Genomic DNA, 22,415 nt, shown 5'->3' with positions numbered 1-22,415 from the left:
GCCGTCTTGAGATCCGCCACGCGTGAGAATCCGCGATTCTTTCCTCTCACGAACTGTCAACTCCCGTGAGATCGGACACTCGGGTGACACCGCTGGGTAGATCACACCCGTGACTCCGCTGAGCAGACGCATCGGGGACCCTCTACCTCCCACTCGTAGGCGCGACCAGACTGTCCCCTCTCGTTTTCCAGCATTCCTCGTGCGGGTGTGTCCACTGCGGGGTCGGTCTCGTTCGGCCGTGCGGAGAGCGCCCAAGCGCTCCGACGCCTCTGCCACTTTGTCTTTCTCCTTTGAGAACTCAGTGGTCCGCCAGCACCCTTTCGCGCCGTCGTCGAAAACGCCGTCGATCCTGGCACGGTTGCCAACCACAATGGAGTCATGACCGGTGACCGCCTCGCCCAGCTCAGCCTCCGTTTCGACGCGATCTATTGCATTGCGCTCGGCCTCGTCGTGGCAGTCACCGCCCCACTCACCGCGCAAGGGTTGGCCTTGCCCGCCCCGGTCCTTGTCGTCCTGGGCGCGGCCACCGTCACCTGGGGCGCTTACGTTTGGTACGCATCGCGCCGTGGATCAGTCCGGACGAGCGCCCAATTGGTGATGATCGCCAATGTTGTCGCCAGCCTGGGGTTGGCGGCGACTGGCCTGCTCTCTGGCACGGCCGTGCTCAGCCTCGCCGCATTCGCCATCGCAGTCGACGTGGCGGCTTTCGCGGTGAGCCAGGGGGTCGCTCTGCGGCGAATGAAAGATGCGACAGCCTCGTAGCACGTCCATCAGTGTCGACCGAAAGCCGTTGCGGGAGGTGTGGTCCTGACGGGGTTGTGCACAAATCACAAATCACAAATCACAAGGAGCTTGACCTTGTCATCGTGACAGGGTGTTAGTTGTGAGACGGAGGTGGTCCCGATGACCGAAGACACCACAACAATCCGCGCCACACGACTGAGCGAAGCCCTGCGCACGGAGGAACCGTCTAGTCGCCTACAGGCAGCTCTCACCGCGGGCATTCAGGCCGATGGGGCCTATCTGCCTATCCTCATCGAGCGGTGCGCGGTAGAGCCCGATTTCTACGTGCGCGACATGCTCACCTGGGCGATTACGCGACACGACCGCGGCGACGCCGTAGATCTTCTCTTGCGTGAACTTAAGTCGTCGACACCCCAGGCGCGTAGCCAGGCGCTGCACAGTCTGTCCAAGATCGGTGACTCACGAGCCTGGCCAGCAATCACTGTCGCCCTATTGCGTGATGTTGACGACGAGGTGGCCAAGGCCGCGTGGCACACCGCGGCGGGACTCGCTCCCGAGCGAGAGCGCGGCGAGCTGGCCCGCGAGCTGGGAAGAAACTTCGGTCGTGGTGATCGCGAGTTGCAGAGGAGTCTCAGTCGCGCAATCGCCATGCTCGGAGACGCTGCCTCCTCAGTAGTGGGAACGGCGGCGGAATCCGGTGATCCGGCTGTTCGGGCTCACGCTCTTGCCACCGCGCACGTCATGGCCAACCCTGACGACAGCTTCGAGGCAGCCGTCGAGGAGGCGCGACGGGTCGTCGCTCTCCGTGCTGCGCCAATGGGTGAGGTCGACTAGTGCTCATTGGTGAGGTCGCGCGGCGGACTGGCGTCAGCGCTCGGATGTTGCGTCACTATGACCGCATCGGGCTCGTCGTCCCGACCGAACGCACGGGCGGGGACTACCGCCAATACACGGATGCGGACGTGGAAAAGCTCTTCTACGTCGAAGGGCTACGATCACTCGGCCTCAGTCTGTCTGAGGTCGCCGCGACCCTCGAAGCCCCCGACTTTGCGGCTGGCCAACTCATCGAACGCATCACTGAGCGTGTGCGCAGACAGAGAGATGCGGCGACGGAACTTCTCTCTCGACTTGACCAAGTGCGGGCGAGTGAGCCTCAGCAGTGGTCGGACGTGCTGCGCGTCATTGAGCTCATCCGCAGGTTCGATGCTGGCAGCGCGTCCGACCGGCAGCGATTGGCACTCTCTCTGGTCACGGGGGACGAACGCAACTCTGCAGTCCTGGTAGAGCTTGCGCTGCGCGAGGACGATCCAAACGTTGCGGGCGCTCTCGTGTGGTCGGTGGCCCGGATGAATGACGCCGCGGTTCCTGCGCTCACCGAAGCGCTCTCATCGACTGATCGGCAGCGATCCCGACGTGCACTGGAAGCGTTGTTGAAGATAGGGACGCCTCTCGCACGGGAGGTGGTTGCCGGTCAGACTCAGAACACGGATGGGGTCGTGCGTGTGCGGGCCAACGTCGTTGCTGGTGCAGACGGCGATGAACGGGCGATCCCCGCATTGGTGGAGATGGTCGCGACGGGCGACCTGGACGTTGAGGCAGCAGATGCGATCGAGGCGCTTGCAGTCGACGAACGGGTGACGCTTCTCCTCGTCGACCAGGTAATCGCCGCGATCGAGTTGGCGGGAAGCGACGGACGCCGACGTCTCGCTGGACTGCTCGCCACCATCCCAGGAGAGAAAGCCGACTCAGCCCTCAGCCTCCTTGCGCGTGATGCCGACAGTGCTGTCGAGGTGACAGCCCGGGCCCACCTCCTAGCCCGTGCCGGACGAGCCACATGAGCGCGACCCGTCGACGAAGCACGTCGCAAACGTTGTGTATCCACAGCGGCCCGAAGCTCATTGACTTCGGCACCGCTCACCCGGGAATTCGGGATGTCGTGTCTCAGTGACTGACAGCCTTCGTGAGATCGACCGCCTGCGGGTGAGGAATCGGAAGCTGACGTCCCAGATGTACTCGAGCGGTCCAGCAGCACGAATGCCACCACGAAACCGAGGATCGCATAGGCCCGGAGCACGTCGAACTGCACCACGAAGATGTAGTTCAGCACTCCGTCGAGGAGCAGGAGCCCGAGGGACTTGCCGTTCGAGGCGGCCGACAGCAGGTCATCCCACCAGATGTCGATGACCCGTTCGCCGCAGAACGCGCGGAACAGCCAGATGTTGCTCGTGAGGGTGCCGATGATGGCCACGCCGCGGATGACGTCGAGCGACGCGATACGGGCGGGATATCGGCTGTGGGTGGAGAGCGGTCAGTCGCCCCGGACCAGGCGTGGGACGAGCGCCACCATCACGACCATGACGATCAGTTCCACCATCGTCTGCGTCACGACGATGAGCGGGGCGATCGCGAAAGCATTCGGAAGAGCCAGTGCCAACGGCAGCACCACGAGCGAGTTGCGGGTGACGGCGCTGAACACCACGGCACGCCGCCCCGGCGCATCGAGTCGTGCGACGCGTGCCGCCAGGGCTCCGAGCGGCCCGACGATCACGGCGAATCCCAGAAAGAGCGGAACCGTCACGAGCACGCCTGCCCATGCATCGCCGAGGTCCGCCACCTGCGAGGCGACGACGGTGGACAGGGTCAGCATCATGAGCGGCACCATTCCCCCTGCCGATCCCTGCTCGACGGCCCGAGCGAACGCGTGTCTCCTCGCCGTCAGCTGCGTCAGCGCGGCCAGCCCGAGAGGCAGCACGATCAGGAGGAGGAACGCGTCGACGAAAGGGCGGGCATCGAACGAACGCAGAACGCCCGGCCCCATGATGAGGGAGACATAGACGGGGAGCAGGAGGATCTGCACCAGCATGAGCAGTGGAGTCGCCGCCAGCAGCCGGGCGCGGTCGCCACCGGCGAGGCCGGTGAACACGATCACGTAGTCCACGCAGGGAGTGAGCAGCACGAGCAGTACACCGAGGAGCACGGCTTCGTCGGTGGCGACGAACCTGGTCAGGCCGAACACCACGAGCGGCACGACGGCGAAGTTCACGATCAGCAGCGTGACGAGGAAGCGCCAGTCGGTGAAGGCCCGCCCGACGCGAGAGAAAGGCACGCTCAGGAACGTCGCGTAGAGCAGCAGCCCCAGGGCAGGGGTCATCGCAGACTCCCACCACGGAGCACTTGCAGGTGCCCATAGACCGATCGCGGCGCCGACGACGATGGACGTCAGGTACAACATCACCTGGTGCCGCTCGCCCCATGCCGTCAGCTCGCGCATCACCACCTCCAAGACCCTGTTTTTTCACGGCGATTACGCGGGATGCGATACATTGCAGTGTAGGTAGAACTTCAGGCTCTACTACATTTGCGTGCTCGAGCGGAGGACAAGGCAGTGGCACTCTCAGGCGGACCCCTCGAGCGCAGGTCGATGAGCGATGAGGCCTACAACCGGCTGCAGGACGCGATCATCAGCGGTGAGCTGCGCCCGGGAGAGCGGCTGCGTGACTATGAGCTCGCCGAGCGCCTCGGAACCTCGAAGACTCCGATCCGGCACGCTCTCGACCGACTGGCAGACCACGGCCTCGTCGAGATGCAGCGCAACCGCTACACCCGGGTCGCGCCGATCGACCTCAATCAGGTCCGCAACGCGGTCGACCTCTTCGGAGACATCTGGATCGGATCGGTGCGCCACGTGATGCCGCTCATCCAGGATGACGATCTCGCGTACCTCGCCGAGCTCGCGGATGAGATGTCTGCCGCGATCAAGTCGCGCGACGTCGCCGGCTTCGGTGTCGCGCTGCGAGGCACGGCGACGGGCTTCGCGCGCATCGAGGGCAACGCCTCGCGGGCGGTCATCATCGAACGCCTCGGGCCGCAGATCCGCCGGTTCGGTCAGCACGCGAGGGATGCCTTCGACTGGGAGGGTGTCGGTGGATTCGTCGACTCCCTGCGCAGCGCGATCCTCGAGCGCGATGCCGTGGAGACCCGGGCCGTGCTCGTGACGTTCTTCGATGAAGTGCTCCCCGCGATCATCGATCGCGCCGAGGAGCAGGAGCTCACCCGGCCCGAGATCGGGGACTAGCAGCTCCCGCATCGATCGCCGACGCTCCTTCCTCGCCCGGAGCGGGACGTTCCCGGCAGATCCACAGGAAGCGCAAAGGGTGTTCTCCTAATCTGGGGGAACCCAAGGGGAGTACTCCGACACGGTGGGGTCGTCATTACGGATGCATGTCGCATCCCGGGCCACCGGTTCCATGTTCCATGGAATGGAGAAGACTTTGGCGGTACTGTCGTACCCCGAGTCTGGAGCCCGAATTTGGACGTCACCCCCCTGATCTGGATCATCACGATCGCCGTCACGATCGCGTTCTTCGTCTACGAGTTCTTCGCGCACGTGCGCACGCCGCACGAGCCGACGATCGGTGAATCGGCCCGCTGGTCGATCTTCTACATCAGCCTCGCGCTGCTGTTCGGTGTCGGTATCGGCGTCGTCTCCGGCTGGACGTATGGCGGCGAGTACTTCGCCGGCTACCTCACGGAGAAGGCGCTGTCGATCGACAACCTCTTCGTCTTCCTCATCGTGATGACCGGCTTCGCCGTGCCGAAGAAGTACCAGCAGAAGGTGCTGATGATCGGCATCGTGATCGCGCTGATCCTGCGCGGAATCTTCATCGCCATCGGCGCGACGCTCATCGAGAACTACTCCTGGATCTTCTACCTGTTCGGCGCTCTGCTGCTCGTGCTCGCCTACCGTCAGGCGTTCAGCGACCACGAGAGCAACCCGGCCAACGGGCGGTTCATGACCTTCGTGCGTCGTCACCTGCCGGTGAGCGAGGACTACAACGGCGACCGCCTCACCGTCGTGAAGAACGGCAAGCGCTTCGTCACTCCGATGCTGCTGACGATCATCGCGATCGGTTTCATCGACCTCGTGTTCGCGGTCGACTCGATCCCCGCGATCTACGGCCTCACCGACCAGGCGTACATCGTCTTCACGGCGAACGCCTTCGCGCTCATGGGTCTGCGTCAGCTGTACTTCCTGATCGGCGGGCTGCTCGAGCGGCTCGTCTACCTTGCTCAGGGCCTCGCCGTCATCCTCGCGTTCATCGGCGTCAAGCTGGTCCTGCACGCGCTGCACGTCAACGAGCTTCCGTTCATCAACGGCGGCCAGGGCGTCGAGTGGGCCCCCGAGATCCCGATCTGGTTCTCGCTGCTCTTCATCGGCGCGACGATCGCCGTGGCCACCGTGGCCAGCCTGATCAAGACCCGTCGCGTCCCGGCCTCGGGCCACGAGGTCTCGTCCACCGAATCCACCACCCACACCAACAACACCACCGACAACAAGGAGCATTCTTGAGCGCGCAGCGCTGTTCTGACTCTTCGGACTCTGACAGTACGAGCGCCCGGTTCGTCCCGGGCGCTCACCCCACCACAGACGAGGCGGCCCGCTGATGGGCGACCTGCTCTGGAACATCGCCCTCGTCCTCGCGTTCGTGCTGATCGGCGGTGTCTTCGCTGCGACGGAGATGGCGCTGGTCACGCTGCGTGAGAGTCAGATCAACGCCATCGGGCAGCGCGGTCGTCGTGGAGCGAAGGTCGCCTCCCTCGCTCGCAATCCCAACACCTTCCTGTCCGCGGTGCAGATCGGTGTGACCGTCGCGGGCTTCGCCTCGGCGGCATACGGTGCGACGTCGATCGCGCCGTCCCTGGCACCGGTTCTCGAGTCGTGGGGGCTGACGCCCGCCCTCTCGCTGACCGTCGCGACGCTCGTGCTCACCCTCGTGATCGCGTACCTGTCGCTGGTGCTCGGCGAGCTCGTGCCGAAGCGTCTCGCGATCCAGCGCAACGCGCAGTTCGCCTACGCGGTCGCGCCAGCCCTCAACGGGTTCGCGACGATCATGCGTCCGGTGATCTGGCTGCTCTCGGTCTCGACCAACGCCCTCGTCCGGCTGCTCGGAGGGGATCCGCACAAGACCAGCGACGAGATGACCGACGAGGAGGTGCGCGACATCGTGGCCAGCCACCAGGGGCTCCCGGATGACGAACGACGTATCCTCGACGACGTGCTGTCCCTGCGCGGACGCCAGGTCAGCGAGGTCATGCGGCCGCGCCCCGAGGTCGTCGCCCTCGACGAGGCCGCGCGGGTCGGAGAGGTGATCGCGCAGGTGCGCGACCTGCCGTTCTCGCGCTACCCCGTGTCGGAGACCTCGATCGACGACATCACCGGGTTCGTGCACGTGCGCGACCTGTTCGAGGCTGCCGCCGACGATCCGACCCGTCCGCTGAGCGCGCTCATGCGCGACATCCCCTACATCCCCTCGACCGCGCGCGTGCTGCCGACCTTGACCCGCATGAGGGCCGAGGGGCATCACATCGCGGTGGTCGTCGACGAGTACGGCGGGACGGACGGTCTCGTCACCCTCGAAGACCTCGTCGAGGAGGTGGTCGGCGAGATCTTCGACGAGTACGACGCGGAGGTGTTCATCTCGGCGGACGACGGCATCGACGGGCGACTCAACCTGCAGGACTTCGAAGAGGCGACCGGGTTGGCGATGCCGCGCGGATCGTCCGACACCATCGCCGGCTTCGTGACCGAGCAGCTGGGACGCCTCGCCGTGGTCGGAGACACCGTGGAGGTTCCCGGTGCGACGATCCAGGTCGCCGAGATGGACCGCCGACGCATCGCGCGTGTGCGGGTCATGACCGATCCCATCGCGGAGTCGGACGCCTGATCCCGCGCCTCCGTCGTCAGGTGCGCGGTGTCAGGGTTCCCAGCTCGTGGAGTCCCTCCGAGAGGACATCGACCAGCAGGCGGGCGTAGCGCCCGTCGGGGTCGAGGTCGGGGTCGAAAACCGTCACGGAGGCGCCGACGGCGCGCGGCGCGAGCTCCCGCAGCAGTGCGGTGAGCTCCGCCGCGCCGATCCCTCCCGGGTCGGGACTGTCGACCGCGGGCATGACGGAGGGGTCGAGCACATCCACGTCGAGCTGCAGCCAGTAGGCCGGCCCTGCCACTGCGGCACACTCCGCGCCGACCCGCTGTGCTCCGCGGGATAGGACCTCCGCTGCCGGAGCAACCCTCCCCAGGACGGCGCGTGCCTCCTGCTGCTGCTCGTCGTCGTCGCGGTGGCCGATGTGCGCGGTGCGGGCGGCAGGGAAGTAAGGGCCGCTGCCGTCGATGTCGGCGATGGCCGGCCAGTGCAGTCCCACCGCCGCGGCGAGGTCTTCCCCGGCCACGCTCGCGCTGTCGGGGTCGTTGCCGGGGTGGCGGAAGTCGGTGTGGCCGTCGATGTGCACGAGTCCGATCCCGCCGCGATGGGCGCAGGCGATGCCTGCACCCAGGAGGATCGAGCAGTCGCCGCCGATCACCAGCGGCGCCTCATCCCTGTCGAACGCCTGACCGATGCGGGCGGCGAGGCGTCGCGCGTGATCGACCATCGCGACCTCGTTCCGCACGTGGCCGGGGGGCCTCGTCGCGGCGTCGTCGACATAGCGTCCGGGGAGGACGACGCCCGAGTCGGTGGCGCCGACCGCGGCGAATCGGCTGAACAGCCCGGCCTCGCGCAGCGCTTCCGGGGCCTTCGCCGCACCCGGAACCGCGCCGGGCTGTGGCGGGCGGAGGCCGAGGTTGGACGGCGCGGAGAGCAGCGTGATCATGGCCTCATCCTGTCGCGGGGGTCGGACACCCGGCGCCGTCACGTCGGGAAGGGCACCCCGGTGAGGCGCTCGGCCGCCGCCCACAGCGCCGCGCCCACTTCGGATGAGCGCACCTTCTCCGACGCCGCCACCCGCGCGGGGCTTCCGCGGAACTCGAGCACACCGCCGGGACCCCAGTACTCGCCGTTGAGGACTTCCGCCGATGTCGCAGCATGGACGATCGGCAGCGCCCCGCCATCCTTGCCCTGCACGAGCATCTTGGTCGGTGCCGCCAGCGCGCGGACGATTCCGGGCACCGCCGCCAGGCCGGGGCGCTGAGGGGTGAGCGGGTCGACCGCATAGCCCGGGTGCGCGCAGACCGCCGAGCGGGATGAGCCGCCCCAGCGCCGTGCCAGCTCGAACGCGAAAGCAATCAGAGACGCCTTCGACCGCCCGTACTGCTGCAGTGAGGAACCGGTCCACGGGTCGTCGAGCGTCGCCGGGTCGAGGCGTGCGAAACGGTGGGCGATCGAGCCGACCGCGACCACACGGGCATCCGGAGCGAGCCCCGCCTCGAGCTGTGCGACCAGGGCGAAGTGACCGAGGAAGTTCGTGCCGACCATGAGGTCGTGGCCGTCGCTCGTGCGCGCCGCCCGATCCGCCGCCTTCACGCCGGCGTTGCAGATGATCGCGTCGAGGCGTTCATCCACTCCGGAGGCTGCGTCTGACACGCTTCCGAGCGAGCCGAGGTCGAGTGCCAGCACGCGCAGGTCGGCGTCCGGCACCCGGCTTCTGATCGAGGAGACCGCCGTGCGCGCGCGTTCGGGGGAGCGACAGCCGAGGACGACGCGTGCGCCACGTGCGGCGAGCTGCTCCGCGCACCAGTAGCCGATGCCCGCGTTCGCGCCCGTGACGAGAACCGTCCGACCTAGCAGATCCCGAGCCGACGTCGGGGGAGCGGTTTCCATCCCCTCAGCCTAGGTGCCGCCCCTGGGGGCGGCTTCAGCGTGCGTCGTCGTTGTCGTGGTCGTGGTCGTGGTTGTGGTTGTGGTCGTGGTCGTGGGCGTCGTCCTCGAGCAGCATCCCGACCGACGTCGCGCAGGCGTCGCCCCGCCATGCCTCGAGGCCCTCGCGCACCGCGAAGGCGGCGATGACGAGACCGGCGACCGCATCGGCCCACCACCAGCCGAGCAGCGAGTTCGCGACCAGCCCGACCAGCACCGCGGCGGAGAGGTAGGTGCAGATGAGGGTCTGCTTCGAGTCTGCGACCGCCGTGGCCGAACCCAGTTCTCGCCCCGCCCGGCGTTCGGCGAGGGAGAGGAACGGCATGACCGCGACGCTGATCGCGGTCAGAGCGATGCCGATCGTGCTGTGCTCGGGGCGCTCGGCCGTGACCAGCGCAGTCGCGGACGTCGCCGTCACATAGATCGCCAGTGCGAAGAAGGCGATGGCGATCACGCGCAGAGTCGGCTTCTCCCAGCGTTCCGGATCGCGGCGGGTGAACTGCCAGGCGACCGCGGCCGCGGAGAGCACCTCGATCGTGGAGTCCAGTCCGAAGCCGACGAGCGCGGCTGACGAGGCGACGGATCCGGCGGCGATCGCGATGACCGCCTCGATCAGGTTGTAGCCGATGGTGATTCCGACGATCAGGCGGATGCGGCGGTGGAGGGTCTCGCGGCGCGTCGCGGCTGCCGTGGGGGTCATCAGCAGGTGCAGCCTTCACCCGAGCAGCAGTCCGGCTCGACGATGAGCGTGACCCGCATGAGCATGTCGAGGGCTGGAGCGAGGTGGCGATCCGCGAGTCGGTAGCTGCTTCGGCGTCCGTCCGGAACGCTCTCGACGAGCCCGCATCCGCGGAGGCAGGCGAGGTGGTTCGACATGGCCTGGCGTGAGACGCCGAGCGCATCGGCCAGGTCGGCGGGGTATCGGGGCGCTTCTCGCAGTGCCAGCAGCACACCGGCCCGGGTGGCGTCCGAGAGGGCGTGCCCCAGACGGGCGACTGCTGCCGTGTGGGTGAGGGAGGCGAGAGCGGTGGTCACAGCTCAACTATACAGAAAAGACTGAATTCAAGATATTCTGAATCCAGTCTCCTTACGAAGATCAGCGGATCGCGTACACCGCGCTTCCGACGATGACGGCGACGACGGTGGTCCAGCCGATGATGGCCAGAGCCTGCCAGAAGAGGATGCGCGCCCTGCCGATGCCGGAAGCCGCAAGCATGGTCGCGGTGAACTGCGTCGGCAGCAGGAGCGGTCCGAGCAGGCTCACCCCGGGAACGCCGTAGCGCTCGAACGCACGTTGGAACTTCTCGCGACGCGCGGTGCCGCGACCAGTGTCGGCCGCATCCGCGGCCGGCTCGTCGATCGTGCCGCCGCCGGCACCGGCGAGCGCCGCGGTCTTGGCTCGCGAACGGTTCACGACGGCCTGTCGGGCTCCGGAGCTGACGATCACTACCACCAGGACGCAGAGGAAGTTGCCCACGATCGCGGCGATCGCGGCGATCACCGGAGAGATGCCGCCGATGATGCCGATGCTCACCGCCCCTTCACCCTCGATGAAGGGGATCGCGCCGGCGAGGGCGACGATGAGCGGCTGCACGAGTTCGGGGACCTGGGCCACCAGGTTCTGGAAGGTCTCGATGAGGTTCATGGGATACTCCCGGTTGTCGGTGCGATCGGAGTCTCCGATGCGATGACTCCAGTCCAGCCGAATGCTCCCTTCGGCGGCAGTGTCGGCCCGTCATCGCTTCCCGGGCAGATCGCACGACGCGTCCGTGACAACTGTCACGGCCCTATCGTGGGGAGCGTGAGCAGTCGTATCGAGCCCCCTGCCCCCGTCGGGCCGAGTCCGGGAGCGAGGCAGTTGTCGCGGGGTGTGACCGCGACCTGGTGGTACACGGCGTCCGCAGTCATCATGTTCGAACTCGCGCTTGTCGCTGCGTGGACGGTCACCACGCTCGCGGTCGACCTCCGGGGTATCGGCGGTGTGATCGTCGGAGGCGGTGGAATCCTCTGGGTCGGCTCCACAGTCTCGCTGCTCCTCGACTATCGGCATCGTCTGGACGCGGAGCCGGGTGTGCGTTGGATGCGCCTCGGCGCACCGCTCCTCATCGCGGTCGCCTATGGTGCGGCTGCCGGCGGCTTGATCGGGAGCTGGCAGCTCGCCCTCATGCCCATCGTGCAGTCGATCGTGCTGCTGAACTGGCAGCCGGGTGTCCGATACAAGGTCGTCATCGCTGCGACGGTCGTCCTGGCCGCCCTCGCAGTGGTCGACTCGCACCTCGACGTCGCTCCCGAGGTGCCCTTCCTCTTCACCGCCGCCTACACCGTCTTCCTCCCCGTGATGACGGTCACCTCGCTGTGGTGGTGGGATGTCTTGATCACGCTCGATCGCGCCAGGGCCTCCGAGGCTCGGCTCGCCGCCACGCAGGAACGCCTCCGGGTGGCGACCGACGTGCACGACCTGCAGGGGCATCACCTCCAGGTCATCGCGCTGCAGCTGGAGCTCGCCGAGCGTCTGCTGCCGAGTGACGCCGATGCGGGGATGGAGCAACTCCGTGCGGCGCGGATCAGCGTCGACGAGGCGCGACAGGGGACCAGAGACCTCGCGACGCGCTTCCGCTCCGTGCCGCTGGGAGACGAACTCGCCAACGCCCGTGATCTCCTGACGGCGGCCGGCCTCGATGTGGGAGCCACGATCGATGCGGATGCGAACGCCGCACCGGCATCCGCCCTCGGTCCGGTCATCAGGGAGACGACGACGAACGTTCTCCGACACGGCGGCGGACGGTATGCACGCCTCCTGCTGGGTCGCGTCGGCGACGACTGGCGCTATGAGATCGCGAATGATGTCGCGGTCGACGCCGATATCGAGCACGACGGATCGGGCCTCGACGGTGTGCGGCGGCGGATCGAGGAAGCGCGCGGAACTCTCGATGTGCGGCGTGAGGCCACCGAATTCGTCGTCGTCGTCACTGTGCCGATGGGATCGGAGGAGGGTCGATGATCCGGGTGCTGCTCGCCGATGACGAGGCGATGATCCGATCCGCGCTCGCAGCCCTCCTCCGGTTGGAAGACGATATCGAGGTCATCGCCGAGTGCGAGGACGGCGAGCAGGCGGTCGTCGAGGCTCTGCGACTTCAGCCGGACGTCTGCCTGCTCGACCTGGAGATGCCGGGGCTCGACGGCGTGCAGGTGGCCGAGAAGCTGAACAGGGCGATCGCGACGCGGTGCGTGGTGGTGACTCGACATGCACGCCCGGGAGTGCTGCGACGTGCCCTGGCGTCGGGCGTCTCCGGATTCCTCCCCAAGTCCCGTGGCGCCGACGAGGTGGCCGCGGTGATCCGGCGCGTCGCGGCTGGCGCCCGCTACGTCGATCCGGAGATCGCGGCCGACGCGCTCAGCGACGAGCGCTCTCCGCTCACCGACCGCGAGCTCGACGTGCTGCGTGCCGGTCGGCGTGGGGAGACGACCGGCCAGATCGCACGGGCGCTCTCACTCGCCCCGGGGACGGTGCGCAACCATATCTCCGTCATCCTCGGGAAGCTCTCGGTCGGAACCCGTCAGCAGGCCGTGCTGATGGCCGAGGAGCGCGGCTGGATCTGAGGGCGGATATGCTGGCAGGCATGGGAACAATATGCGCAGCGCCCGTGATGGGGCGCACTCTCGTGTTCCGCGACCGCCGCGCCTGACGGCGCGCTCGCTCTCCGCACGCATCTGCGCGCCGTCCACCGAGATGTCATCGCACCTCGGGACGGGCAGTCCTCACTGACGCTTCTTCGCGTCGTCTCCCTCCTCCGAGGTGCTCCGATTCTTCTTCTGGAGCGCACTCATGCCTCGTTCAATCCATGGCGGCCGTCACGAACTCGGCCAGAACTTCCTCACCCACCGCCCGACCCTGACCCGCATCGCCGCCCTCGTCGGTCGTACCTCGGGCTCGATCCTCGAACTCGGCTGCGGCGACGGAGCGCTCACTCGCGTGCTCGCGGATCTGGGCAGACCGCTCACCGCGATCGACGTCGACGAGCACCGCGTGCACCGATTGCGCAGGGCATTGCCCGGTGTGCGCATCGAGATCGCCGACGCCACACGGCACCCGCTCGATGCGGACACCGTGGTCGGCAACATCCCCTTCCACGTGACGACGCCCATCCTGCGGCGCCTGCTCTCGGGCGACCGCTGGAACGAGGCGGTGCTGCTCACGCAATGGGAGGTGGCGCGCAAGCGCGCCGGTGTGGGCGGCGCGACCATGATGACGGCGCAGTCCGCGCCGTGGTTCGAGTTCGCCCTGGAAGGGCGCGTCCCCGCGTGGGGTTTCACACCGCAGCCGAGTGTCGACGGCGGTCTGCTCGCCATCACCCGTCGGGGGTCGCCTCTCGTCGCGGTATCGGATCGGCAGCGGTACGAGGCGTTCGTCCGCGCGATGTTCACGGGCCGAGGGGGGAGCCTCGCCGCGGTCGTGGCCGCCGCCGCACGCATCCCTGTGGGCAAGGCCCGGCGGGCAGTGGCGGCAGCCGGGGCGAGGGAGTGTCGCCTTCCCCGTGAGCTGCGCCCGGAGCACTGGGCAGCGCTTTGGCATCAGCTCTGCCGCGGTTGACGTGTCGAGGCCGTCGAGCTGGTCGTGCGCTCGATGGCCTCGATCGGCGGGCGTTCCTCAGCGGTCGAGCACCTCACGAAGACGCGCGGCGAACTCCCCGGGGTGATCGACGAATCCGGTGTGGTCGCCGGGGAACCGGGTCGGCTCGACTCCGAGCCGTTCCCCGAGGGCAGTCGTCGTGCGTTCGCACAGCTGGCCGACCGACTCCCGGCCGATTCCGAGCACGAGGTCGGCCGTGCGCGCTCGCAGTGCCGCCAGGTCGGGTTCCCAGCGCACGCTGGCCGGAAGCTCGTGACGGAACCAGAACTGTTCGTCGGCGTGGTGCTGCGGATCGACCTCGCCGCCGAACCACTGGACGAGCGCCTCCTCGGGCATCGGGATGTTCGCCTGCGCGAAGAAGAGCCTCCAGGCGCCGACGCGGTCGCCGGAGAGCGCCGCCGACCGGAGTTCGTCGGTGAGGCGGCGCTGTTCGACGCGGTCGGGCAGCAGTTCCAGGAGTGGGGGTTCGTGGGCGATGACGACGGATACGAGGTCGCCGTGCGCCTGCAGGACCGCCAGGCTGGTCACGCCGCCGCCGCTGGAGCCGAAGACGGTCGCTGGTCCGCGATCGACGTGCTCGATGAGCGCCGCGAGATCATCGGCGCGCTGCCCGGGGCTGGAGCCCTGCGAGCGGTCGTGCAGGACACTCCGTTTGACTCCGCGCGGGTCGGTGGTGAGGACGGTGTGATCGGTGGCGAGCTCGTCGGCGAAGGGAGCGAAGGCGTCGGCATCCATCGGCGCGCCGATCAGGACGAGCAGCGGTCCCTCGCCGCGGAGCTCGTAGTGCAGACGGACGTCGGCGAGGTCGAGCGCGGCCGTGGTGGTGTTCATGGGGTGCTCCTTGTCAGCGAGATGGTGATCGTGCCCGGTAAGGGGATGCCACCATCCAGGGTCGCGCCGGAAGCGGCGGGGCGCCATACCCTCTCCCCGCGAGATCGCTCCTCCGCGCCGTGATCGTTCGGCCGGTCTGCGTGTCCGGAACGGGCGGTACTCTCGACGCATGTCGGCTTTCGGAACGCTCGCGACTCCGGTCGGCGTCGTCGGAGTCGTCAGCGACGGTGGGGCGATCACCCGCGTCACGTGGCGGTCGACTCCGCCCGACGGGAGTGTGGTGGTGTCCGAGCCGGGCGCCGATCCGCTGCTCACGGAAGCTCTCGCGCAACTGCGCGCCTATTTCGACGGCCGGCTGCGGTGCTTCGACGTGCCGGTCGACCTCGGTGTGCAGACCGCGGCGACCAGAGCTGTGCTCCTTGCCCTGCACGAGACCGTCGCGCAGGGTGAGACGATCACGTACGGCGGCTTGGCCGCACGCAGCGGAACCGCGGTGCCCGCCAGGGGGATCGGCTCGATCATGGGAGCCAACCCCGTGCCCTTGATCGTCCCCTGCCACCGGGTCGTCGCCGGCGACGGACTCGGCGGCTATTCGGGCGGCGACGTCGGTCGCGGGCTCGAGACCAAGCGTTGGCTGCTGGAGCACGAAGGGGCACTGCCCACCTCGCTGTTCTGAGTGCAGCGCCCGCCTCCGTCATCGCGTCAACTCGACGGGGAACACCCTGCGAGAATGGACGGGCCGAGTCCCGAGCCGAGGAGCCAACGTGCAGTTCATCTCCACCCGCGGCGGCATGCAGCCGCAGTCGTTCAGCGAGACGCTTCTGGAGGGCCTCGCGCCCGACGGCGGACTGGCGGTGCCCGAGGTCATGCCGACCGTCGATGGCGAGACGCTCGAGCGCTGGCGTGCGCTGACGTATCCGCAACTCGCGACCGAGGTGCTCGGGCTGTTCGCCACCGACATCCCCCGTGCAGACCTGGCCAGGATGACGGATGCCGCGTACGCCGACTTCCCCGACGGTGTGGTGCCGCTGCGCGCGATCGACGACGACCTGACGCTCGTCGGGCTCTCCGAAGGACCGACGCTCGCGTTCAAGGACATGGCCATGCAGTTCCTCGGCCAGGTGCTCGAGTACACGCTGGAGCGCAACGACGCGGTGCTCAACATCCTCGGCGCCACCTCGGGAGACACCGGCTCGGCGGCGGAGCACGCGCTACGCGGCAAGGAGCGCGTCGCCGTGTTCATGCTGTCGCCGCAGGGCCGCATGAGCGCGTTCCAGCGGGCGCAGATGTTCTCGCTCGATGACGCGAATGTGCACAACATCGCGGTCGAGGGCGTCTTCGACGACTGCCAGAACCTGGTGAAGAAGCTCGCGGGCGACCTCGACTTCAAGCGCGCCCAGCACCTCGGCGCGGTGAACTCCATCAACCTGGCACGCATCACGGCGCAGACCGTCTACTACTTCTGGGCCTGGCTGCGGGCGACGGATGCCGGAGGCTGGACAGAGCTGTCGTTCACGGTGCCCTCCGGGAACTTCGGCAACATCCTGTCCGGTTTCTTCGCGAAGCAGATGGGACTCCCGATCCGTCGTCTCGTGCTCGCCGCGAACGAGAACAACGTGCTGGACGAGTTCTTCCGCACGGGCGTCTACCGACCGCGCAGCGCCGCCCAGACCCTCGCCACGTCGAGTCCCTCGATGGACATCTCGAAGGCGTCCAACCTGGAGCGCTTCATCTTCGAGCTCGTCGGCCGCGACCCCGCTCGCGTCGTCGGCGCTTGGGACGATCTGGAGGCGCAGGGCCACTTCGACTTCTCCGCCGACAAGGAGCGCTTCCTCGAAGAGTTCGGCATCGTCAGCGGCACGTCGACGCACGCGGATCGACTGGCGACCATCCGCTCGGTGTACGAGGCGACCGGCGAGGTCATCGACCCGCACACGGCCGACGGTGTCAAGGTCGCCCGCGAGTATGTCGAGCCCGGCGTGCCGATGCTCGTGCTCGAGACCGCGAAGCCCGAGAAGTTCGCAGAGACGATCCACGAGGCCATCGGTGTCGAGCTCGGCTACGCGCCGGAGCTGCAGGAGATGCTCGATGCGCCTCAGCACGTGACCGAGATGGGCGACGACGAGCAGGCCCTGCGCGCCTTCATCGAGACCAACGCGCTGCACTGACTCCACGCGCCCCAGGCCGTCCTCGAGACCCACGCCTGGCGCCGAGACCCACTCCTGCCCGCGTCGGCAGGAGTGGGTCTCGGCGTTGAGCGTGGGTCTCGGCGTCGTTCTTGGACAAGAGACAGGCGAGGGAGAGGAACCTAAGGTGTGCGACCTGCACATCCTCGCGTGATTCTCGTGCGATATGCACATGTCGGGGCCGTGGGAAGCGTCGCTACTGTGGCGCACAACCCGTCCTCCTCCTCCCGAAGGATCCTCATGGCACGCACGGCGCACGCAGACGACTTCGCGCTCTCCCGAGTGACTCCGGAGGCCCGCAAACCCTGGTTCGGAATCGCCGTGCAGCGATTCGGACAGGTCTCGGCCCTCTCGCAGTTCCTCCTCGGCGCGACCCTCGGCTACAGCATGACCTTCGGCGAGGCCGTCCTCGCCTTCCTGTTCGGCTCGCTCATCCTCGAGGTGATCATGTGCGTGGTCGGCTTCATCGGCCAGCGCGAAGGCCTGAACACCGCACTCCTCGCCCGCTGGACCGGCTTCGGCGAGATCGGAGCCTCGCTGGTCGGCCTCGCGATCGGCATCAGCCTGATCGGCTGGTTCGGCATCCAGTCGGCCATCTCCGCCCAGTCTCTCGACGCGCTCATGCCCGGCGCCCTGCCGGTGTGGGCCTGGAGCCTCATCTTCGGTCTCGCCGTCACCGCGATCGTGGCCTTCGGCTTCGTGGGGATGCAGTGGCTCGCGAACATCACCGTGCCGCTGTTCCTCATCCTGGTCGGCTGGTCAGTCATCTCCGAGCTCACCCGCCACGACATCGGCGAACTGCTCACCGGTCCTGCCCCTGGTCCGACCATGAGCGTCTGGGCCGGGACCGGCATCGTCGCCGGCGGTCTCATCGTCGGTGCGATCATCACCGGTGACATGACCCGCTTCAACCGCTCCCGTGCCGACGTCATCAAGCAGACCGTGGTCGGCGTCTCGCTCGGTGAGTTCGTGATCGGCCTCGCCGGCGTGCTGCTCGCCCACGCGGCCGCCAGCGGCGACATCGTCGCGATCGTGACCTCGTCGGTCGGCTTCATCGGTCTGTTCATCGTGCTCACCGGCACCCTGAAGATCAACGACTGGAACCTGTACTCCTCCACGCTGGGGCTCGTGAACTTCATCTCGACCGCGTTCGGCAAGAACCTGCACCGCGTCACGACGACCATCGTGCTGGGCATCGTCGGGTCCGTGCTCGCCGCAGTCGGCATCCTCGGCCAGTTCACCGAGTTCCTGATCGTGCTCAGCGTCGCATTCCCGCCGATCGCCGGGATCATGGTCGCCGAGTACTACATCGTGCGTCGCTGGCGCCCCGAGCTCGACGCCACCCGAGAAGCCGGCACATTGCCGGCGACGGCACCGCGCATCGTGCCCGCGACCATCGTCGTCTGGCTCGTCTCGGCACTCGTCGGATACTTCGTCACGTGGGGCATCCCGTCCCTGCTCAGTCTCTTCCTCTCCATGGTGCTGTACATCGTGGCGGGCAAGCTCGGCTGGGTGCGCGGGGTCGGAGTCGCCACGACGCGACAGGCAGCCCCGATCGAAGAAGCGGCAGCAGCGGCCTGACCGGCCCCGAGACAGACATCCCCTCACCGGAAAGCGAGAATCATGCACATCGGCATCGACGTCGGCGGCACCAACACCGATGCCGTCCTCATGGACGGCACCCGCACCCTGGCGGGGGTGAAGCACTCGACCACACCCGATGTGACGAGCGGCATCATCCAGGCGATCGAGGATTTGCGGGTCGGACACGCCTTCGCCGGTGCGGACATCGACGCCGTGATGATCGGCACGACGCACTTCATCAACGCCCTGGTGCAGGCCAGCCGTCTCGCGCCCGTCGCCGCCCTGCGCCTCGGACTTCCGGCGACGCGCGCACTGCCGCCGCTGGTCGACTGGCCGGAGGTGCTGGTCGAGGCGACCCAGGCCCGCAGCTACCTCGCGCACGGTGGCTACGAGTTCGACGGCAGGCCGATCTCGCCCCTCGACCCCGAGGAGATCCGCGCGCACGCCGAGGACATGAAGGCGCACGGCATCCGCTCGGTCGCCATCTCCTCGGTCTTCAGCCCGGTCAACCACGACCTCGAAGTGCAGGCCGCCGAGATCGTCGCGTCGGTGCTGGGGGATGATGCCGCCATCTCGTTGTCGCACGAGATCGGACGGATCGGCCTGCTGGAGCGCGAGAACGCGACGATCATCAACGCCGCGCTCCGTGAGCTCGCCTCCGAGATCGTCGACGGGCTCACCTCGGCGGTGCGTGCCCAGGGCATCGAGGCGCCGATCTTCCTCAGCCAGAACGACGGCACGCTCATGGACGAGGAGTACGTGCGCCGCTACCCGGTCGCCACCTTCGCCTCCGGACCGACGAACTCGATGCGCGGAGCAGCGGCCACCAGCGGTCTCGACGACTGTGCCGTGATCGATGTCGGCGGCACGACCGCCGACATCGGACTGCTGATCAACGGCTTCCCCCGGGAGACGGCGAACGAGGTGAAGGTCGCCGGCATCCGCACCAACTTCCGGATGCCGGACGTGCTCTCCCTCGGCATCGGCGGCGGCAGCATCGTCGATGAGGAGACCGCGGAGGTCGGACCGGCATCGGTGGGGTATCGGCTGACCACCGAGGCCCTGGTCTTCGGCGGTTCCACGCTCACCGCCACGGACATCGCGGTGGCCGCGGGTCGCGCCCAGGTGGGCGATGCGAGCAGGGTCGCACACCTCGACCCCGTGTTCGTGCAGCGAGTGCTCGCCCGCATCGCCGAGCGCGTTTCCGAAGCAGTCGACCGCATGCGCACCTCGCCGGAGCCCATCGCCGTGGTGGCCGTCGGCGGCGGATCCATCCTGCTCCCCGACGAGCTGCCCCTGTTCGGCACCGTGCACCGGCCGGAGAACTACGCGGTCGCGAACGCCATCGGCGCATCGATCGCCCAGGTCGGCGGCGAGATCGACAAGGTCTATGCGATCGAGCCCGGTCGTCGCGATGAGACGATCGCCGAAGTCCGCGCGGAAGCTGTCGACAAGGCGATCGCGGCGGGTGCGAAACCCTCGACGGTATCGATCATCGACTTCGACGAGGTTCCGATCCCGTACCTCCCCGGCAACGCCACGCGCATCCGCGTGAAGGCCGTCGGCGACCTCGACATGGGGGCGTGACATGAGCTGGACCATCACGTCTGCGCACATCGACGGACTCGCCCGCGGTGCTGCCGTCCTCGGCACGGGTGGGGGAGGAGACCCCTACATCGGAGCACTCCTCGCCCGTCAGGCGCTGGCCGCCGGTGAGGTCACGGTCGTGGGCCTCGACGAGGTGCCGGACGACGCTCTCGTGCTGTTCGTCGCGATGATGGGCGCACCGACCGTCATGGTGGAGAAGCTGCCGAGTCTCGCCGAGGTCGTCGAGCCGGTCAAGGCGCTCAGCATCCATCTCGGCCGTCCGATCACCCACATCGCGTGCGCCGAGGTCGGCGGAGTCAACTCGACCATCCCGATCGCGGCCGCCGCAGCACTCGGTCTGCCGCTCGTCGACGCCGACGGGATGGGACGTGCCTTCCCCGAGCTGCAGATGGTGCTCCCGACCCTCTACGGGGTGACCGCCTCCCCTCTCGCGTTCAGCGACGAGAAGGGCAACACCGGCGTGCTGCAGACGGTCGACAACTCCTGGACGGAGCGCATCGCCCGCGTGGCCTGCGTGGAGATGGGCTGCTCGGTCATGATCTCCGGGTTCTCGATGTCGGGTTCCGCCGCACGTGAGTCGCTGGTGGCGGGCTCGCTCTCCCGATGCATCGAGATCGGCGAGCGCATCACGGCGGCGCGGGACGCGAAGACGGACCCGGTCGATGGCGTCGTCGATCTGCTCGGCGGGCGTGAGCTGTTCGACGGCAAGGTGGTCGACGTGCACCGGGCCACCACGACCGGCTTCGCCCGGGGACGCGCGCGCATCGACGGCGACGGCGGGGCGACGCTGACCCTGCAGTTCCAGAACGAGCATCTGGTGGCGGAAGCCGACGGCGTCGTCCTCGCGACCACGCCCGACCTGATCATGGTGCTCGACGGCGAGTCGGGTGAGCCGATCACGACCGAGGCGCTGCGCTACGGACAGCGGGTGCGGGTGATCGCGGCTCCGGCCGACGAGCGCTGGCATTCGCAGGCGGCGCTCGCGATGGTCGGCCCCGGGTACTTCGGGTACGACATGGATGCGCACCGCTTCGACGGCAGCGTCTCCGTCGGAACCGCTGCGGCGGGAGCCGCCGTATGAGCTGGCAGCTCACGGCCGCCGACCTGCCCGACCTCGCCAGGGGCGCGACGCTGCTCGGTACCGGCGGGGGAGGCGATCCGTACATCGGCAAGATGCTCGTCGAGCGCGTTCTCGGCGAGGGCAGCATCACGATCCTCGACCCGGATGAGCTCCCCGACGATCTGTTCGTGATCCCGACCGCGCAGATGGGGGCGCCGACCGTGATGATCGAGAAGATCCCCGCGGGCACGGAGCCCACGCTGGCTCTGCGCACGCTCGAAGAGCACCTGGGGCGCAAGGCCGATGCGACGATGCCGATCGAATGCGGTGGCATCAACTCCATGATCCCGCTCATCGTCGCCGCGGAGACCGGGCTTCCCGTGGTCGACGCCGACGGCATGGGACGGGCGTTTCCCGAGCTGTCGATGGAGACCTTCGCCGTGTACGGCGTGCACGGATCGCCTCTCGCCCTCGCCGGCGAACGGGGCGAGAAGGTCGTGATCGACACGGGCGACGACGACCGGCAGATGGAGTGGCTCGCCCGCGGGATCACCATCCGTCTCGGCGGCGTCGGGCACATCGCCGAGTATGCGATGACCGGAGCCGACGTGCGGAGGACGGCCGTGCCACGCACGATCTCGATGGCGCTCGCGCTCGGTCGCGCGATCCGCCTCGCGCGCGAGGAGCATCGCTCGCCGTTCGAGGCGATCGCCCGCACGCTCTCGACCACCCTGTACCCGCACCTGCGCGAACTCTGCGTCGGCAAGGTCGTCGACGTCGAACGCCGCACGACCGAGGGATTTGCGAAGGGGCGAGCCGTCATCGCACCGCTGGGCGCGGACGAGGGCGACACGTTCGAGATCTCGTTCCAGAACGAGAACCTCATCGCGCACCGCGGCGAGACGCTCGTCGCGATCGTCCCCGACCTGATCTGCGTGGTCGATCACGAGACGGCCGAGCCCATCACGACGGAAGGGCTCCGGTACGGTCAGCGCGTCCGGGTACTGGGTATCTCCACTCCGGAGATGATGCGCACGCCCGATGCCCTCGCCGCCTTCGGACCTTCGGCGTTCGGCCTCGCAGCGGAGTTCGCTCCGATCGAAGCGCTGGCCGCGGGTGAGGGCGTTTCTCCCTAGGCTGGA

At 67.9% G+C, this 22,415-nt stretch carries 22 protein-coding genes; 15 read left to right on the top strand and 7 right to left on the bottom strand.

Features of this window, described 5'->3' with window-relative positions:
* The first annotated feature begins 378 nt into the window (after positions 1-378).
* The 3 genes from MOX01_RS15745 (at position 379) to MOX01_RS15735 (ending at position 2,582) form a co-directional block, all read left to right on the top strand.
* Positions 379-762 (top strand): hypothetical protein, encoded by a 384-nt coding sequence (locus MOX01_RS15745; protein WP_141370466.1) that lies wholly within the window; start codon positions 379-381, stop codon positions 760-762.
* A 141-nt stretch (positions 763-903) separates the two neighbouring features.
* Positions 904-1,578 (top strand): HEAT repeat domain-containing protein, encoded by a 675-nt coding sequence (locus MOX01_RS15740; RefSeq protein ID WP_141370463.1) that lies wholly within the window; start codon positions 904-906, stop codon positions 1,576-1,578.
* Positions 1,578-2,582, top strand: coding sequence for a MerR family transcriptional regulator (locus tag MOX01_RS15735; RefSeq protein WP_141370461.1), 1,005 nt, complete (start codon positions 1,578-1,580; stop codon positions 2,580-2,582). Before MOX01_RS15740 ends, MOX01_RS15735 begins: the two co-directional genes overlap by 1 nt.
* 470 nt (positions 2,583-3,052) lie before the next feature.
* On the opposite strand, the gene MOX01_RS15730 is transcribed toward MOX01_RS15735, so the two are convergent.
* Positions 3,053-4,015: an arsenic resistance protein gene (locus MOX01_RS15730; RefSeq protein ID WP_061015557.1), complete on the bottom strand. Its 963-nt coding sequence runs from the start codon at positions 4,013-4,015 to the stop codon at positions 3,053-3,055.
* A gap of 114 nt (positions 4,016-4,129) precedes the next feature.
* On the opposite strand from MOX01_RS15730, the gene MOX01_RS15725 reads away from it, so the two are divergent.
* From MOX01_RS15725 to MOX01_RS15715, 3 genes are all read left to right on the top strand, one after another.
* Positions 4,130-4,819, top strand: a complete 690-nt coding sequence (locus MOX01_RS15725) for a GntR family transcriptional regulator (RefSeq protein ID WP_230977959.1) — start codon at positions 4,130-4,132, stop codon at positions 4,817-4,819.
* A 234-nt stretch (positions 4,820-5,053) separates the two neighbouring features.
* Complete coding sequence (locus MOX01_RS15720) at positions 5,054-6,094, top strand: TerC family protein (protein WP_061015555.1); 1,041 nt, start codon at positions 5,054-5,056, stop codon at positions 6,092-6,094.
* A gap of 94 nt (positions 6,095-6,188) precedes the next feature.
* Entirely contained in the window at positions 6,189-7,469 is a 1,281-nt protein-coding gene (locus tag MOX01_RS15715; protein WP_113681772.1) for a hemolysin family protein, read from the top strand.
* 16 nt (positions 7,470-7,485) lie between these two features.
* On the opposite strand, the gene MOX01_RS15710 is transcribed toward MOX01_RS15715, so the two are convergent.
* The 5 genes from MOX01_RS15710 to MOX01_RS15690 form a co-directional block, all read right to left on the bottom strand.
* Positions 7,486-8,391: an arginase family protein gene (locus MOX01_RS15710; protein WP_141370459.1), complete on the bottom strand. Its 906-nt coding sequence runs from the start codon at positions 8,389-8,391 to the stop codon at positions 7,486-7,488.
* Positions 8,392-8,429: 38 nt separating this feature from the next.
* Positions 8,430-9,338 (bottom strand): SDR family NAD(P)-dependent oxidoreductase, encoded by a 909-nt coding sequence (locus MOX01_RS15705; protein WP_141370457.1) that lies wholly within the window; start codon positions 9,336-9,338, stop codon positions 8,430-8,432.
* Positions 9,339-9,372: 34 nt separating this feature from the next.
* Positions 9,373-10,074 carry a cation efflux transmembrane domain-containing protein gene (locus MOX01_RS15700; protein ID WP_141370455.1) on the bottom strand — a complete coding sequence of 234 codons (702 nt, stop codon included), beginning with the start codon at positions 10,072-10,074 and terminating at the stop codon, positions 9,373-9,375.
* Positions 10,074-10,409 carry an ArsR/SmtB family transcription factor gene (locus MOX01_RS15695; protein WP_058630426.1) on the bottom strand — a complete coding sequence of 112 codons (336 nt, stop codon included), beginning with the start codon at positions 10,407-10,409 and terminating at the stop codon, positions 10,074-10,076. Before MOX01_RS15695 ends, MOX01_RS15700 begins: the two co-directional genes overlap by 1 nt.
* Before the next feature lie 61 nt (positions 10,410-10,470).
* The gene (locus MOX01_RS15690; protein WP_058630427.1) at positions 10,471-11,019 is read right to left on the bottom strand and encodes a hypothetical protein; all 549 of its coding nucleotides are present in this window, start codon (positions 11,017-11,019) and stop codon (positions 10,471-10,473) included.
* A 156-nt stretch (positions 11,020-11,175) separates the two neighbouring features.
* Here MOX01_RS15690 and MOX01_RS15685 point away from each other — a divergent pair, with 156 nt between their 5' ends.
* The 3 genes from MOX01_RS15685 (at position 11,176) to erm (ending at position 13,965) form a co-directional block, all read left to right on the top strand.
* Positions 11,176-12,375, top strand: coding sequence for a sensor histidine kinase (locus MOX01_RS15685; RefSeq protein ID WP_230977958.1), 1,200 nt, complete (start codon positions 11,176-11,178; stop codon positions 12,373-12,375).
* Positions 12,372-12,974 carry a response regulator transcription factor gene (locus MOX01_RS15680; RefSeq protein ID WP_141370451.1) on the top strand — a complete coding sequence of 201 codons (603 nt, stop codon included), beginning with the start codon at positions 12,372-12,374 and terminating at the stop codon, positions 12,972-12,974. The genes MOX01_RS15685 and MOX01_RS15680 overlap by 4 nt, the downstream gene beginning before the upstream one ends.
* Positions 12,975-13,200: 226 nt before the next feature.
* The gene (gene erm / locus MOX01_RS15675) at positions 13,201-13,965 is read left to right on the top strand and encodes a 23S ribosomal RNA methyltransferase Erm (RefSeq protein ID WP_141370450.1); all 765 of its coding nucleotides are present in this window, start codon (positions 13,201-13,203) and stop codon (positions 13,963-13,965) included.
* Positions 13,966-14,022: 57 nt separating this feature from the next.
* Here erm and MOX01_RS15670 read toward each other — a convergent pair whose 3' ends face one another.
* Positions 14,023-14,835 (bottom strand): alpha/beta fold hydrolase, encoded by an 813-nt coding sequence (locus MOX01_RS15670; RefSeq protein WP_141370448.1) that lies wholly within the window; start codon positions 14,833-14,835, stop codon positions 14,023-14,025.
* Positions 14,836-15,004: 169 nt separating this feature from the next.
* On the opposite strand from MOX01_RS15670, the gene MOX01_RS15665 reads away from it, so the two are divergent.
* The 6 genes from MOX01_RS15665 (at position 15,005) to MOX01_RS15640 (ending at position 22,409) form a co-directional block, all read left to right on the top strand.
* Complete coding sequence (locus MOX01_RS15665; protein ID WP_061015547.1) at positions 15,005-15,511, top strand: methylated-DNA--[protein]-cysteine S-methyltransferase; 507 nt, start codon at positions 15,005-15,007, stop codon at positions 15,509-15,511.
* Positions 15,512-15,599: 88 nt separating this feature from the next.
* Positions 15,600-17,003, top strand: a complete 1,404-nt coding sequence (gene thrC, locus MOX01_RS15660; protein WP_141370446.1) for a threonine synthase — start codon at positions 15,600-15,602, stop codon at positions 17,001-17,003.
* Positions 17,004-17,261: 258 nt separating this feature from the next.
* Positions 17,262-18,602: a purine-cytosine permease family protein gene (locus MOX01_RS15655; RefSeq protein ID WP_058630433.1), complete on the top strand. Its 1,341-nt coding sequence runs from the start codon at positions 17,262-17,264 to the stop codon at positions 18,600-18,602.
* Positions 18,603-18,644: 42 nt separating this feature from the next.
* A complete protein-coding gene (locus tag MOX01_RS15650; protein ID WP_046747269.1) occupies positions 18,645-20,192 on the top strand; it encodes a hydantoinase/oxoprolinase N-terminal domain-containing protein in 1,548 nt (515 codons plus the stop codon).
* 1 nt (position 20,193) lies between these two features.
* Entirely contained in the window at positions 20,194-21,294 is a 1,101-nt protein-coding gene (locus tag MOX01_RS15645) for an S-methyl thiohydantoin desulfurase family protein (protein ID WP_061015545.1), read from the top strand.
* Entirely contained in the window at positions 21,291-22,409 is a 1,119-nt protein-coding gene (locus MOX01_RS15640; RefSeq protein ID WP_113681527.1) for an S-methyl thiohydantoin desulfurase family protein, read from the top strand. The genes MOX01_RS15645 and MOX01_RS15640 overlap by 4 nt, the downstream gene beginning before the upstream one ends.
* Positions 22,410-22,415: the final 6 nt, after the last annotated feature.

Origin of the sequence: Microbacterium oxydans (assembly GCF_006540085.1) — a bacterium.
Classification (GTDB): domain Bacteria; phylum Actinomycetota; class Actinomycetes; order Actinomycetales; family Microbacteriaceae; genus Microbacterium; species Microbacterium oxydans.
The sequence above is the reverse complement of the archived record's forward strand: the minus strand, read 5'-3'. Positions and strand labels throughout refer to the sequence as shown.